The sequence below is a fragment of the Thermodesulfatator autotrophicus genome, from assembly GCF_001642325.1.
GTDB lineage: Bacteria > Desulfobacterota > Thermodesulfobacteria > Thermodesulfobacteriales > Thermodesulfatatoraceae > Thermodesulfatator > Thermodesulfatator autotrophicus.
This window is the reverse complement of the sequence record NZ_LSFI01000008.1, coordinates 1-13,661: the sequence shown is the minus strand read 5'-3', so window position 1 is coordinate 13,661 and position 13,661 is coordinate 1. Positions and strand designations below refer to the sequence as shown.

At 43.4% G+C, this 13,661-nt stretch carries 14 protein-coding genes; 8 read left to right on the top strand and 6 right to left on the bottom strand.

Annotated elements, in window-relative coordinates; genetic code table 11:
- Positions 1–11: 11 nt before the first annotated feature.
- The 4 genes from folK (at position 12) to TH606_RS02510 (ending at position 1,590) form a co-directional block, all read left to right on the top strand.
- Positions 12–503 carry a 2-amino-4-hydroxy-6-hydroxymethyldihydropteridine diphosphokinase gene (gene folK, locus TH606_RS02525; RefSeq protein ID WP_068541131.1) on the top strand — a complete coding sequence of 164 codons (492 nt, stop codon included), beginning with the start codon at positions 12–14 and terminating at the stop codon, positions 501–503.
- Entirely contained in the window at positions 491–772 is a 282-nt protein-coding gene (locus TH606_RS02520; protein ID WP_068541130.1) for a YHS domain-containing protein, read from the top strand. Before folK ends, TH606_RS02520 begins: the two co-directional genes overlap by 13 nt.
- Positions 718–1,275: a lytic transglycosylase domain-containing protein gene (locus TH606_RS02515; protein WP_068541129.1), complete on the top strand. Its 558-nt coding sequence runs from the start codon at positions 718–720 to the stop codon at positions 1,273–1,275. The genes TH606_RS02520 and TH606_RS02515 overlap by 55 nt, the downstream gene beginning before the upstream one ends.
- Positions 1,276–1,377: 102 nt before the next feature.
- Positions 1,378–1,590: a hypothetical protein gene (locus TH606_RS02510; RefSeq protein ID WP_068541128.1), complete on the top strand. Its 213-nt coding sequence runs from the start codon at positions 1,378–1,380 to the stop codon at positions 1,588–1,590.
- Here the strand turns inward: TH606_RS02510 and folE2 are convergent.
- Positions 1,587–2,369, bottom strand: a complete 783-nt coding sequence (gene folE2 / locus TH606_RS02505; protein WP_068541127.1) for a GTP cyclohydrolase FolE2 — start codon at positions 2,367–2,369, stop codon at positions 1,587–1,589. The two genes, TH606_RS02510 and folE2, sit on opposite strands and share 4 nt — an antisense overlap.
- On the bottom strand, positions 2,366–3,118 hold the full coding sequence (locus TH606_RS02500; RefSeq protein ID WP_068541126.1) for an ATP-binding protein: 753 nt from the start codon (positions 3,116–3,118) through the stop codon (positions 2,366–2,368). The genes folE2 and TH606_RS02500 overlap by 4 nt, the downstream gene beginning before the upstream one ends.
- Before the next feature lie 122 nt (positions 3,119–3,240).
- Between TH606_RS02500 and TH606_RS02495 the strand changes: the two genes are divergently transcribed.
- The 3 genes from TH606_RS02495 (at position 3,241) to TH606_RS02485 (ending at position 6,483) form a co-directional block, all read left to right on the top strand.
- A complete protein-coding gene (locus tag TH606_RS02495) occupies positions 3,241–4,956 on the top strand; it encodes a proline--tRNA ligase (RefSeq protein WP_068541125.1) in 1,716 nt (571 codons plus the stop codon).
- Complete coding sequence (locus TH606_RS02490; RefSeq protein WP_082863474.1) at positions 4,949–5,689, top strand: TlyA family RNA methyltransferase; 741 nt, start codon at positions 4,949–4,951, stop codon at positions 5,687–5,689. The genes TH606_RS02495 and TH606_RS02490 overlap by 8 nt, the downstream gene beginning before the upstream one ends.
- Positions 5,690–5,757: 68 nt before the next feature.
- Positions 5,758–6,483 carry a CBS and ACT domain-containing protein gene (locus TH606_RS02485; protein ID WP_068541123.1) on the top strand — a complete coding sequence of 242 codons (726 nt, stop codon included), beginning with the start codon at positions 5,758–5,760 and terminating at the stop codon, positions 6,481–6,483.
- On the opposite strand, the gene TH606_RS02480 is transcribed toward TH606_RS02485, so the two are convergent.
- The 3 genes from TH606_RS02480 to TH606_RS02470 are packed head-to-tail and all read right to left on the bottom strand — an operon-like array spanning position 6,443 to position 10,425.
- Entirely contained in the window at positions 6,443–8,464 is a 2,022-nt protein-coding gene (locus tag TH606_RS02480; RefSeq protein ID WP_068541122.1) for a penicillin-binding protein 1A, read from the bottom strand. The two genes, TH606_RS02485 and TH606_RS02480, sit on opposite strands and share 41 nt — an antisense overlap.
- Position 8,465: 1 nt before the next feature.
- Positions 8,466–10,148, bottom strand: a complete 1,683-nt coding sequence (locus TH606_RS02475) for an ABC-ATPase domain-containing protein (RefSeq protein WP_068541121.1) — start codon at positions 10,146–10,148, stop codon at positions 8,466–8,468.
- 1 nt (position 10,149) lies between these two features.
- Positions 10,150–10,425: a hypothetical protein gene (locus TH606_RS02470; RefSeq protein WP_157627844.1), complete on the bottom strand. Its 276-nt coding sequence runs from the start codon at positions 10,423–10,425 to the stop codon at positions 10,150–10,152.
- 134 nt (positions 10,426–10,559) lie between these two features.
- On the opposite strand from TH606_RS02470, the gene TH606_RS02465 reads away from it, so the two are divergent.
- Positions 10,560–12,773, top strand: coding sequence for a TonB-dependent receptor (locus TH606_RS02465; RefSeq protein ID WP_068541119.1), 2,214 nt, complete (start codon positions 10,560–10,562; stop codon positions 12,771–12,773).
- A 100-nt stretch (positions 12,774–12,873) separates the two neighbouring features.
- Here the strand turns inward: TH606_RS02465 and TH606_RS02460 are convergent.
- On the bottom strand, positions 12,874–13,661 hold a 788-nt coding region (locus TH606_RS02460), incomplete at its 5' end, for a PD-(D/E)XK nuclease domain-containing protein (protein WP_197460493.1).

Sequence of the window (13,661 nt, the reverse complement as noted above, 5' to 3'; positions counted from 1 at the left end):
AACGAGCCTTTATTGGCATAGGCTCTAATCTGGGAAACCGGAAATTTTTTTGTCAGAGGGCCCTTTGGGCCCTCAAGACCTTTCCTGGTATCTCTCTTATACGATGGTCTCACCTTTACTTAACACCACCTGTGGGGTTCTCTTCTGATAAATATTTCTATAACCTGGTAGCGGAAATAAAAACCTCACATTCTCCTTGGGCTTTGCTTTTTTGCCTCTGGCAAATTGAATTAAAATATGGACGCCGGAGGACCGGAGAAATTACAGACCGTTCCCTTGACCTAGACATTTTGCTCTACGAGGGAATAGTCCTTAATTCTTCTCTGCTTTCTCTACCCCATAAAAGACTCTATGAACGATCCTTTGTTTTAATCCCGCTTGCTGAATTGCTTCCTCATGAAAAACATCCTATGCTAAAAAAGACATATAAAGAACTTTTGTTTGAACGGCCTACTTCAGAAAGAGAGGCCATAAAAGATTTGGGGCCATTATGTTTAGAATAATCCTCATTATAGTTCTCATTTGGCTTATCTGGTTTGCATTAAAAGCTATCTGGAAAGATTTACGACGTGTTCGCCCTAAGTCTAAAACTTCAAGTTCTCTTCCCGAAGTAGCCGATAAGTTGGTAAAAGACCCGGTCTGCGGGGTTTATTGCCCGCGAAAAAGTGCTTACACAGCTATATGGCAGGGAAAAGTTTATTATTTTTGCAGCGAAGAATGCCGCCAAAAGTTTTTAGCCGAAAAAAAGGCCAAGGCCTCTTCTTCTGGCTGATACTTTTTTCTTTTTATTGTTCCCCTTCTTTAGCTGAACTTTATTATTACCGCGATGCCTCAGGAACCCTTTATATAACTAATATTCCTACCAACCATATCCTGATAAAAAGAACTAAGCCTAAAATTCCTGAACGAATTTTTCAAAAAGCAGGCCGTCTTTACGGGATTGACCCGGCCTTGCTTAAAGCTATTGCCAGAGTAGAGTCCAATTTTGACCCCTACGCAGTATCTCACAAAGGAGCACAAGGGCTCATGCAGCTTATGCCAGCTACAGCCAAGGCTTATGGAGTTAAAAATTGCTTTCATCTGGAAGAAAATGTTAGGGCAGCCGCGGCTTTCTTAAAAGATTTATTGGAAGAATTTGAAAGTCTTGAGTTAGCTTTAGCGGCGTACAATGCCGGGCCTAATAAAGTTAAAAAATTCAAAAAAATTCCACCTTATCCAGAAACTCGCCATTATGTAAAAAAAGTCCTTTATTTCTATTCAAAGTATAAAAAATAAAAATTTTTGTCGTTTTTTCTATTTTCCATCTTAAAAATAGACATATTACGCTTTACAATATAAGTAACAATATTAACGTAGCCTTTTAGAGAGGAGGAAGCCGTGAAAATATATTTTGACCCAGATATACCAAAGGAAATACAGGAAGATATCAAACAAGTAGTAGAAGAACAGGTAGAAGGCCCTTGCCCTTCTTGTGGTTGCGATGAAATCTACGTATCACTCATTGATAATACCCTGGATGTTAAGTGTTATGACTGTGGTGAAAGCTTTTTTGAACTGGAACTTGAAATAGAAGAACAACAAACCGCTTAATTTTTATTGCGTTCAATAAAAGCATAAGCGTTATGGGCATGGATAGACTCAAAGTTTTCAGCCTCAACCGAGAACCAGGTAATTTCTTGGTTCTCGGTAAGCCGGCTGCATACTTCTCTAACTACATCCTCTACGAACATGGGATGGTCGTAAGCCCATTCCGTCACAAATTTTTCGTCAGTCCTTTTCAGTAAGGGATAAACTGGCGAAGAGGCACATTTTTCTACAATTTCAATTAGCTCTTCAATCCAGATAAATTTTTTAAACCTCACTTTTACCCTGACAATTCCCCTTTGATTATGAGCCCCCTTCGCACTTATTTCTTTGGAACAAGGGCAAACCGTCATAATTGGAACTTCTACTTCAAGAACAAGGTCACGAAAATTTTCTCCCATAGATCCCAAAATTCGGCAATTATATCCCATAAGGCCCACAGCTTTTGAAACAGGAGCCTCTTTTTCCATAAAAAAAGGAAACGACATTTCTATATGGGCTACTTTGGCGGTTAAGCGTTTTCTCATTTCCTGCAAAATACAGAGTATCTTTTTAATGTGAATTTCGTGGCGAAATTCGTTCAAAATTTCCACAAAGCGGCTCATGTGGGTGCCTTTAAAATGATGTGGTAAGTCCACGTACATATTTATTTCCGCAATGGTATGCTGTATACCTTTATGGCGGTCAAGGACAGAGACAGGATAGCGAATACCCTTTATACCAACTTTATCTATCTCTATCTGCCGATAATCTGGCAAGCTTTGAACGTCTTTGAGCTCGCTCATTTTAAATGATTTTCAAGTCTTTCTACCAGTTTAATAGCCACTTTTTTGGGAGGTTCGATATCTAAAATTGATTGCCCTTTTCTTTCCGCCCTGGCTAGCTCTTGACTGGCAGGGAAGTGAACTAGCACCTGGGCCCCAAGCTCTTTTTCCAGGAAAATAAGGTCTTCTTTGTCTTCTATATTGTTAGCCACAAAAAATATCTTTTTTACCCCGAGGTCTTTGGCCATTTTGGCTATTTGTTTAGCTGTTTCTATGCTTCCACGGTAAGGCTGCACTACTATTAGCACGGCGTCAATGGCAGAAATAGTGGCGCGGCCAAAAGGTTCTACCCCTGCTTCCAGGTCAATTACAATCGCTTCTTTGCTCTGTAAGAGCAGAAAAGAAAGGAGACGCCGTAAAACGGTTTGTTCCGGGCAGGCACAACCTCCTCCCGCTTCTTTAACCGCTCCGAGAACCATGAGTTTTAAACCATTTTTAACAAGGGTAAATTTTTCAGGAAGGTCATCTACTTTAGGGTTGAGAGAATAAAAAGGACCGTCTTTTTCGGCTCTGGCGGTAAGGAGGTCTTTCATCTCGGCAATGGGGGTGACTTTATCCGCTTCTTTAAAGCCAAGTAAACGAGCTAAATGGGGGCTTGGGTCCGCGTCTATGGCTAACACTTTATAGCCCTTTTCTAAAAGAGCACCACAAAGCAAGGCCGCTATAGTTGACTTTCCTACTCCACCTTTCCCACAAACAGCTATCTTCATGTTAAGAATTTTTAGCAGCTAAAAATAATTTTTGCCAGTACTAATTTAAATAGCCTTAGTGTAACTTGAAAAATTTTGCCTGTCCCTTAGTTTATTAGCAACTAGAAAGCAAAGGAGGCATTATGCGGTTCAGTCGCTATTTTGCTCCCACCTTACGAGAAGAGCCGGCTGAGGCAGAGGTTGTTAGCCACAAACTTTTGCTACGCGCTGGTATGATAAGACGGGTGGCCTCAGGTATATATAATTTTCTTCCTCTGGGGCTTAGGGTTTTGCGCAAAGTGGAAAATATCGTCCGTGAAGAAATGAACCGGGCCGGGGCCCTAGAGGTTTTAATGCCTCTGGTACAACCAGGTGAATTGTGGCGGGAAACCGGCCGCTGGGATAAGTTCGGCAAAGAGCTATTGCGCTTCAAAGACCGCAAAGACCATGATTTCTGCTTGGGCCCCACCCACGAAGAAGTTATTACTGACCTGGTAAGAGGAGAAGTTAGATCTTATCGCCAGCTCCCTCTTATACTTTATCAGATTGCAACCAAGTTTAGAGACGAGATAAGACCTCGTTTCGGCCTTATGCGGGGGCGAGAATTTATCATGAAAGACGCCTATAGCTTTGATGTTGATGAAGAAGGTCTTGATAAAAGTTATCAGACCATGTACGAAGCCTACGAGCGCATCTTCAAAAGATGTGGTCTTAAATTTAGGGCTGTATTAGCTGATACAGGGGCCATCGGTGGTAGCGAGTCCCACGAATTTATGGTGTTGGCAGATACCGGCGAAGACGTAATAGCCACCTGCCCGGCCTGTGGTTATGCCGCTAATTTAGAAATGGCTGAGGCTCAAAGAGAGTTTTCTTATCCAGATGAGCCTGAAAAACCCCTAGAAAAGGTAGCAACTCCTGAGGCCAGAAAAGTTGAAGAAGTTACGGCTTTTTTGGGCGTTTCTCCAGAAAAACTGGTCAAAACCCTGATATATATCGTTGATGGCCAACCTTACGCGGTGTTAATCCGCGGAGACCACGAGTTAAACGAAATAAAATTGAGAAAGGCCCTGAACGCAGAAGAGGTACAAATGGCTGATTCTGAAACTGTGGAAAAGCTTACCAGCGCTCCGGTAGGCTTTGCCGGCCCGGTGGGGCTTTCTGGTGTAAAAATCATCGCTGATAAAGCTATAACAGGTCTTAAAAACTTTATTGTAGGGGCCAATGAGGCTGATGCCCATTACGTAAACGTTAATTATCCCAGGGATTTCCAGATAGAAGCGTTCTTTGATCTAAGAAATGTGATTGAAGGAGACCCCTGCCCTAAGTGTGGTAAGCCTCTTAAGCTGGTGCGCGGCATAGAAGTTGGCCATGTGTTTAAGCTGGGCACTAAATACAGCGAGGCCATGGGAGCCACTTTCCTTGACGCCGAAGGCAAAGAACGGCCTTTTGTAATGGGTTGTTATGGCATAGGGGTCTCGCGTACCATGGCGGCAGCCATTGAACAAAACCACGATGAAAATGGAATTATCTGGCCTGTAAACATAGCACCCTTTCACGTGGTCCTGCTCACCCTTAATCCCAAAAATACCTCTCTTATGGAAGTTTCAGAAAGGCTTTATAAAAAGCTTGAAGCCGAAGGGATCGAAGTTTTATGGGACGAAAGAAATGAACGTCCAGGTGTGAAATTTAAAGACGCTGATCTGATAGGCTTCCCCTGCCAACTGGTAGTAGGTAAAACCTTTGAAAAGGAAGGAAAGCTTGAAATCAAAGAACGTGCTACAGGCGAAAAAAGGCTTTTAAGCGAAGAAGAAGCTATAAATTTTCTCAAAGAAAGGGTTACAGCAGGTTCTGGTGAGTAAAGAAAGGCTTGATAAGCTGCTGGTTAAACGGGGCCTGGCCGAAAGCCGTGAAAAGGCTCAGGCCCTGATTATGGCCGGACAAGTTTATGTTAATGGCAAACGCCTTGATAAAGCCGGCCATAAAGTTCCCCTTGAGGCTGAAATTGAAGTGAAAGGAAAAGGGCTTCCCTTTGTTTCTCGTGGAGGCCTAAAACTCGCTCACGCCCTAAAACACTTTGGTTTAGATGTAAAAGGACTCATTTGTGCCGATATAGGGGCTTCAACTGGCGGTTTTACTGATTGTTTATTACAGGCTGGAGCCCAAAAAGTTTACGCCATTGACGTGGGGAAAGGTCAACTTCACTACAAATTACGTCAGGACCCTCGCGTAATAGTCCTTGAAGGAGTAAACGCTCGTTATTTATCAGAAAAAGACCTTCCTGAATTGGTAGATTTAGTCACTATAGACGTATCTTTTATTTCTTTGACCAAAATCTTACCAGCGGCTCTTCGTATTTTAAAGCCAGGGGGAAAAATTATTGCTTTAATAAAACCCCAGTTTGAAGTAGGGCGCGAAAAAGTAGGAAAAGGCGGGGTTGTGCGAAACCCGGCTTTACACCAGGAAGTTATTAAAAAAATTGAAGAGTTCTCCACCAAGGAGTTATCTCTCAAGTCTCTCGGAGTAGTGGAAAGCCCTATACTGGGACCAGCGGGAAATAAAGAGTTCTTAATAGTTCTTGAAAAGAGGCACTAATCGAGTTGGCTTCTTTTTTTAAAAATGTTATAAAAAGTAAAATGTCCTTCTTTGAAAGGGGGTAGTATATGCTAGTTAAAGAGTGGATGACCGAAGATCCTATAACCATTGAAGAAAACGCTTCTATCATGAAGGCCGTTCAAATGATGAAAGAACACGGCATGCGTCGATTACCGGTAGTCAAAGCAGGCAAGCTGGTAGGAATTATTACTGACAGAGATATTCGTGAGGCTACACCTTCAAAGGCTACCGCTTTAGATGTTCACGAACTTTATTATCTCCTTTCTGAAATAAAAGTAAAAGACGTAATGACTCCTGACCCTATAGCCATAACTCCCGATGTTACCGTTGAATACGCAGCGGTGGTCATGTTAGAAAACTGTATTTCTGGCTTACCTATTATAGACGAAGAGAAACACGTTTTAGGAATCATTACCCAAACAGATATTTTTAAAGTGCTCATTCACATTACCGGTATTTATTATGGTCCCTGGCAGATAGCTTTTATGCTTCCAGCCCAACCTGGGCTTATTTCCGAATTGGTTCAGGATATACGCCAATGGGGAGCACGGATTGTTACGGTATTAAGTGCTTATGAAGGGCTTGAACTTGAAAGAAGGCGAGTTTATATCCGGGTAACTGGCATAGAAGAAGATAAGTTTAAAGAAATGGTAGAATCCCTTAAGAAAAATTATGAGGTTCTTTACTGGGTAAAAGATGACCTTTCTTACATTCCTCGCAAGGGAGAAGTATCTAAAAGCCAAGAGGCCTCAAAAGCTCTCTCAAAATGCTAGGAAAAGTTCGCCGTGGTAAAGAATTTTTGAGTTCGGGGATATTCTGCTCTTTAAAAGGAAAAAGCAGGGTTTCTTCTCCTCTTAGAGGGTCAAAATCTTTGGTTTCTATAAAAACTATTCCCTGAGGTGGTTCAGGATTTTTATTTTTGTAATTATTAGGTCTGCTTTTCATTACTTCAACCCAGAGGGGACAGGCAGCTCGGCCTCCTGTCTCCAATCTACCCAGGGGTTTAATGCGGTCATAGCCTATCCATACTCCACAGGTCACCTCGGGGGTAAAACCAATAAACCAGGCATCATGGTAGTTATCAGTAGTGCCTGTTTTACCAGCCACCCAGACCCCCAGTTGCTTGGCACAACGGCCGGTCCCTGCTCTTACCACTTCATGCAATAAAAATTCCATAATATAGGCGGTTTCAGCCGAAAGAACCCGTTTAGAGGATTTTTCCCAGCTAATTTCCTGGCCATGGCGGTCAAAAATGCTATCTACCAAGGTTTCCTCATTTAAAACACCTTGATTGGCAAAAACGGAATAAGCTCTTACCAGTTCTAAAAGTGACACTCCACTACTTCCTAAGGCTATGGAATAATCACGAGCTAAAGGGCTATTTATTCCCATGGTCTTTGCCATGGTAATCACATCAGGCAGTCCCACCGCATAAGCTAATTTAACGGCAGCGGTATTACGGGAGTGTACCAGGGCCGTGCGCAAACTTATGGGACCAAGATAGCCCTTATCAAAATTTTTAGGCTGCCAATAAGAACCTGGCTTGGCTCCGGGGAGCACCACGGGCTCATCAACAATTTGGCTGGCCGCCGTAGCCAAGTTTTTTTCCAGAGCAGCTGCCCAGATTAAGGGTTTAAAGGCAGAACCTGGCTGCCTTCTCGCCTGAATGGCTCGATTAAATTGATTATGATCAAAGTCTCGGCCACCAATTAAAACCCGTACAGCTCCGCTTTTGTTATCAAGACAGATTATAGCTCCCTGAGGAATGTCTTTTTGTTTGTTTCTTTTGGCGATTAATTTTAAGTGTTCTTTAAGCCTTTTTTGGGCTTCTTCTTGCCAGAGCAAATCAAGTGAAGCATAAATAGTATAGCCACCAGTATATAAACTCTCTCCCAGTTTTTTTTCTAAACGGCTTTTCAAAACAGTAAGAAAATAAAGGGCCTCTTTTTTGGGAGAAAAGTCTCCGGGATTTAATTTTAAAGGGCTGGCCATGGCTTTTTGAGCGGTCTCAAGACTTATATAACCTTCTTCAGCCATTCTTTTGAGAACATAAGCACGCCTCTTGAGAGCCAGTTCAGGGTTGCGAAACGGATTATAAAGGCTAGGAGCAGGAGTTAAGCCGGCAATGAGGGCTGCTTCAGGGAGGGTTAGCTCCCAGACGTGTTTATTAAAATAAGTGCGAGCCGCAGCTTCTACCCCGTAAGCCCCGGCCCCGAGGTAAATCTGGTTCAGATAAATCGTCAATATTTCGTCTTTAGTAAGGGCCGAGTCTATTTGCCAGGCAAGGATGGCTTCTTTGAGTTTTCGTTTAAAAGTTCGTTCACGAGTTAAAAGCAGGGCTCTGGCAACCTGTTGCGTTATGGTACTTCCTCCCTGAACTATTCGCCTTTCTTTTATGTCTATGATGATAGCCCTTAAAATACTCCAGAAATCAAGGCCCTGGTGCTCATAAAAACGGGCATCCTCAGCCGAAACAAAGGCCTGAATCAAGTACGGAGGCACCTGCGAAAGGGGAACAGGGAAGCGCCTCTCTTTATACCAATAAGCCAGAACCTCTCCTCGATGGTCTAAAACCGTGGTAGTAGCTGGTGGTTCGTAGTTAGCTAACTTTGATATGCTGGGAAGGTTGAGAGAAAGATAAAAGTATATCAGAGCCAGGATTAGGCCAAGAGAAATGGCTGCCGCACTGAAAAATATTACAGCCAGGTGAAAATGATTTAAAACCCTTTGTTTAGGGGAACGTCTTTTAGGCATTTTAAACTTTTAGGGAACGTAATCGATTAAGAGCTGTTGCTAGCTCAATGGTCCGAAAGAAAGCCAGGTCTCCCCGTGGTAAGGGGCTTAAACTTTTAAGTCCCTTTTCTTCAATAAAAGTTTTTATATAGCTAACTCCTTCTACCAAGTTTTTGCCCTCTTTTAATTTTTCGGCTAAAAGCGGAAGAGCTAAAGCCATGGCCCTTGTCTGGTCAACACAAACCAGTTGTTCCACCGCTGAAAGGTCAATTATCTCTTTGCCCCAGAGGATGTTATCCCTTGCTTTGGCCTTTGGTGGTTTCTTGGGTGTTTTGGGAAAGCTTTGCGGGGCAAAGCGTCTTGGCTCAGGTTTTTTAAAGGGATTTTGGACCTCTTTTAACCGGTTTGACGGATAATTTTTAATAATTTCTCTGGCCCTGATGGTAGCATCCTGAGGAAGATAATTATCCATAACAATTACCGTATCAGCCACATCAAGGTAATCGCCGCAACCACCCACTACAATTATGCTTGATACGCCAAAATTTTCGTACAATTCGCGCACCCGGTCAATAAATGGCGTAATGGGTTCTTTTTCTTTGCTGACGAGCATCTGCATGCGTCGGTCCCTAATCATGAAGTTAGTGGCTGAGGTATCTTCGTCAATAAGGAGCACATCAGCTGAAAGCTCTAGGGCTTCCATGATATTGGCGGCCTGGCTGGTGGAGCCAGAGGCACAATCTGTGGTAAAGGAGCGAGTATCAATTCCCAAGGGAAGGTTATTTATGAAAGGCGAAATATCCACTCCGGTGATTTTACGGCCATCTTCAGCCCGAATTTTTACCGCCAGGGGAGAGGTTACCACCAGTTCACGGCCATCTCCAGGAACATGGTTATAAATACCAAGTTCAAGGGCCCGCAAAAGCGTAGATTTGCCGTGAAAGCCACCCCCGGCAATAAGAGTCACTCCGGGCCTTATGCCAAGGCCCCTTATGCGGCCGCGATTGGGAAGCTCTACTTCAATGGCTAAAGAATCGGGCGCTTTGAAGGGAATGGCCTTTGAGGCAGGCCTTGGGTCCACGCCGGAAGCCCTTGGTAAAATACTACCATCGGCCACAAAGCCTATGAGGCCCAGATCTTTTAGCTTACTACGCAGTAAGTCGGCGTCTTCGTTTGTTTCCACAAAGGCCTTAAGAAGGGTTTTGTCCAGATGGGAATAACAGAGGGCTTTAGCCAGTTTAGGCAGGTAATCAAGAAGTATTTTCCTGGCTTCTTTAGCCAGGATACGCCGTCCTGCCGCTGGAAGGCCTACAAAAAAGCGAAGTTCTAGGCTTCCATTCTGGCTTACCTCAAGGGCTGTGCGGGGAAGAATTTCCTGCCCCGGGCCGTGCACTTTAATGATTCCGCCTTTGCCTGTGCCTATTTTTCGGGAAAAGTTTTGAGCCATCCTGGCGGCTTGATAGGCCAGATAGTTTTCCAGGCCAATCCGCCGAGAAAAAGAGCTGTAAAAATGTGAAGGAATTTGGGCTATGTCGCCGGAGATTTTTAACCTTAAAAGGCTTGGAGGAGCAAAAGGGTCAGATTGCACTTTGTCTATAAAAAGCTCACCCTCGGCAAAGCGATAAACTCCGGCGAGCTCTTTGTAAGCACCGTATCCTTTGCCGTCAATACGTTTTAATTTGGTTTCAAGGTCTTTTAAGTCCATATCAGGAGCGTCTTTTAAAAGCCCAGAGCAGGTGGCTCCTGGGGAATTCTCTGGCAATAAGCCTTTCTAGAATTTTTTTAAGTTCTTTTAAATTTCTGGCCTGGTGGTCTTCGTTGAAAAAGCCCCTTTCTTCCAGCTGAAACCCCTCTTTCGTTTTTATTACCCTGACGATGCGGTTTTTCTTTTTACAAAGCAGGTCAATACATTCGCCTTCTTTTAGTTCTTTGCACTGGGAAAGGCTCCAGTTAAGGGCCTTCTCTATCGCTATTCGGGCCATGCTCCCGTGTATTTTAGGGCAAAAATGGGTAAAAACAAGGGGGCTTAAAAACTTCTCCAAACCGTGGTTGACACGAATTATTTTTTCTTGCTACATATAGAATTCTATAAAATTCATAAAAGGGAGGGCGTGTTATGTATTTCTGGTCGTTGCTATTGGCTTTGCTCCTGGGGTTTTTATCAGTAATGCCTGTAAAGGCACAGGAATCACAGGCTATTTCTCTGGGCGAAGTGGTAGTTACCGCTACCAAAACAGAGACGGCTATTAAAGATGCACCAGCAAGCGTTACTGTGATTACCAAAAAAGACATGGAAGCCAAACACCTGGTTACCATAGACAAGGCCCTTGAGACCGAAGCCGGCGTTTATGTTAAGCGCTCTAAAGGGCTTATGGATACCCTGGCTTCAGTTACCCTGCGGGGTATCCCTTACCAGAAGAGGACTCTAATTTTGCTTGACGGAATTCCCATAAATGATGGTTATTATGGTGGTGTTCCCTGGAGTAATTTTTCTACTGAAAGTATTGACCGCATAGAAGTGGTGCGCGGGGCTTACTCGGCGCTCTGGGGTGGAAACGCTATGGGCGGGGTAATAAGCCTTTTTACCGAACTTCCCCAAAAGCTTACCTACTGGGCCAGGGCCGGTTTGGGGGGCGGAGAAAGTGTAACTCAGGGTTATCGCCTGGGTTTTGGAAATCGTCTGGGAGATGTGTCTTTCCTCCTGGGTTTTGAAAAAGATATAGACCACGGGTACCCAACTACCCCTGTCCTGCGTTCCCCCAAAAGTGGCAGTGGGGCTCTCGCAGGCGGTTATCCTATGCTAGATCCTACTGGAACAGAAGTTAAATGGGTAGTAGGTGACAAGGGTGACAACTGGGGACGAAGGGAAAATTATAATGCTGCTCTGGGCTGGGCCTTTAGCCCGGACGGTTTTTTAAAACTTACCTTTCAGCACGGCTGGACTAGTTACGGCTACGGCCCCCCTCACACTTATGTTTATGACCCCACCACAAGTGAACCCGCATTCAGTGGAAATGTATCTTTGCCTGATGGACAATATGTTTCTGTCAGTCCTTCAAACTACATTTACTATACGGGAATAGGTCGCAATCAAACAGACCTCTGGGCACTAAACACTAAAAACAAGTTTGGTAAAGCTGAAGTAAATTTTGTGTTGGGATACACTAAAAGAGATAAATATTATACCGTTACAAAGACATATACTAAAGATTACAATACTGCTGACGGTACATTATCCGAAACCAAAGCAGATACTTTTTATACCGACTTAAGCACCACTTTTCCCTGGTTTGCCAGACATAAGTTAACTACAGGAGCAACTTATCGTCTGGATAAGGCACATACTAAAGAATACGAGCTTTCTTTTTATCGGGACCCAAGCTCTAAAGGAGATGAGACCTATCGTTCAGGCGGTTATGTAGGAACTCTGGGCCTATTTGCCCAGGATAAGTGGGTTCTTAAAAAGAACTTAAGTTTATTTTTAGGCCTGCGTTACGACCACTGGTGGACTTATAACGGTTATTCCAGTGTAGATGGCTCTTATTCTTCAAGGGATACAGGGACGGTTTCACCCAAGGTGGCTTTGGTATGGGAGCCTTTTCAGGATACCACCTTACGGCTTTCTTACGGCAAGGCCTTTCGGGCCCCCAATGTGTATGAGCTTTACCGTACCTGGACCTCTTCCTGGGGAACAACCTATCATTCAAATCCTAACTTAGGGCCGGAGAAGGCCTATACCACTGAAGCCTCTTTAAGTAAAAAATTATGGGAAAAACGCCTGGAGCTAAACCTGAGTCTTTATCACACTAAACTAAAAGACTTAATTTATCGTAAAACAGTGGGTTCGGATAAGTATTACATAAACGCTGGTGAAGGAGAAATTTATGGCCTTGAAGCAGGTGTTAAGGCCAAACCTACTCACTGGTTAAACCTGGGAGTGAATTACACCAGAAACGATACTAAAATCACCTCTAACCCGGCAGATCTCTCTTCTGAAGGCAAACGTTTTGTAGAAACTCCACCATGGATCTGGAATTTTAATGTGGGGATTGAGATACCCAGAGTTACTTTTGCTTTTAATGGACACTACGTCGGCAAAATTTATACAAATGAAGACAACTCAGATGTTGCTGAAGGTGTTTACGGCGCTTACGAGAAACACTTTGTGGCAGACTTTAAGGGAACGGTCTATTTGCCAGTTCCTTCCTGGCTTGCAGGAGACAAGCTTGCCCTTTCTCTTTCCGTAACTAACCTGTTTGACGAAGACTACTTTGATTATTACAAAGCGCCAGGGCGTAGCTGGTTCTTATCCCTTGAGTTGAAACGATAGCTAAATAAACGGGGCGGGGCCTCCGCCCCTTAATACATTAGAGATCGCCACGACGGCTTATTCGCCTTGCGATGACACTCTGGAATGTAAAAAGCTCTTATTATCTGACTTCTATTTTTTCCCACTCAAAACTAACTATATTCCGCTCTTTCTTGCTGAACTCTACTCCAATAAGATAAATTTCCTGGCACTTATCAGTATATTTTTCGTAATACTTTCTGGTTTTAAGCTGCTCTAAGGCCCTTCCTTCTGGCTCAAGCTCTACTACTTTGAACTCAAAAAGATAACACCTGCCGTCAAACAATACGGCCATGTCAAGGCGGCCGTGGTTGGTGGTATCTTCCACGCGCACGTCAAGGCCAAGGGCCGTAAAGTAGCAATAAAAGATACTGGCATAAAACCCCTCGTAGCCTGAAAGCTCTGTTTTGCGGTACCAATCATAAGGAATTGAAGCAAAAAAAGACTTGAATATACCTTCTAATTTTTGAAAATCGTTGACTTCAAGGGCATCATAAAGGCGGTCAATAATTCTTTCTTTTTCTGTTCGTTTTTCTACATACCAGTTAAGAATAGTATCTGTAAAACTCATTTTAACTTCCAGATTAGGATAAGAGAGGAAGTACCGACGGCGAGGCCCCTTCCTTTGTAAATCTCTGATGGTGAGATAGCCTGTTTGAAAAAGAATGGTCTCAATCTCAATGTAGTCTATGTCAAAGGACTCAAGTATGTTTTCACCAACTTCCAGGTCTTCAAGCTCTGGAATGAAATACTTTTTTTCAAGGAGAAGCTTGATGAGAAAAGTAGGCGTGCCGGTTTCAAACCAATATGGGCGGAATTCATATTCTCTTAAGAAAAGTAATATGTCAAAAGGATTATAAACAGGTTCAC

Excerpts from the sequence above, each read along its gene's own strand:
- TH606_RS02520 (WP_068541130.1), top strand. The coding sequence starts at position 491 with ATGTTTAGAATAATCCTCATTATAGTTCTCATTTGGCTTATCTGGTTT.
- TH606_RS02515 (WP_068541129.1), top strand. The coding sequence starts at position 718 with ATGCCGCCAAAAGTTTTTAGCCGAAAAAAAGGCCAAGGCCTCTTCTTC.
- folE2 (WP_068541127.1), bottom strand. The coding sequence starts at position 2,369 with ATGAGCGAGCTCAAAGACGTTCAAAGCTTGCCAGATTATCGGCAGATA.
- TH606_RS02500 (WP_068541126.1), bottom strand. The coding sequence starts at position 3,118 with ATGAAGATAGCTGTTTGTGGGAAAGGTGGAGTAGGAAAGTCAACTATA.
- TH606_RS02495 (WP_068541125.1), top strand. The coding sequence starts at position 3,241 with ATGCGGTTCAGTCGCTATTTTGCTCCCACCTTACGAGAAGAGCCGGCT.
- TH606_RS02485 (WP_068541123.1), top strand. The coding sequence starts at position 5,758 with ATGCTAGTTAAAGAGTGGATGACCGAAGATCCTATAACCATTGAAGAA.
- TH606_RS02480 (WP_068541122.1), bottom strand. The coding sequence starts at position 8,464 with ATGCCTAAAAGACGTTCCCCTAAACAAAGGGTTTTAAATCATTTTCAC.
- TH606_RS02475 (WP_068541121.1), bottom strand. The coding sequence starts at position 10,148 with ATGGACTTAAAAGACCTTGAAACCAAATTAAAACGTATTGACGGCAAA.
- TH606_RS02470 (WP_157627844.1), bottom strand. The coding sequence starts at position 10,425 with ATGGCCCGAATAGCGATAGAGAAGGCCCTTAACTGGAGCCTTTCCCAG.
- TH606_RS02465 (WP_068541119.1), top strand. The coding sequence starts at position 10,560 with ATGTATTTCTGGTCGTTGCTATTGGCTTTGCTCCTGGGGTTTTTATCA.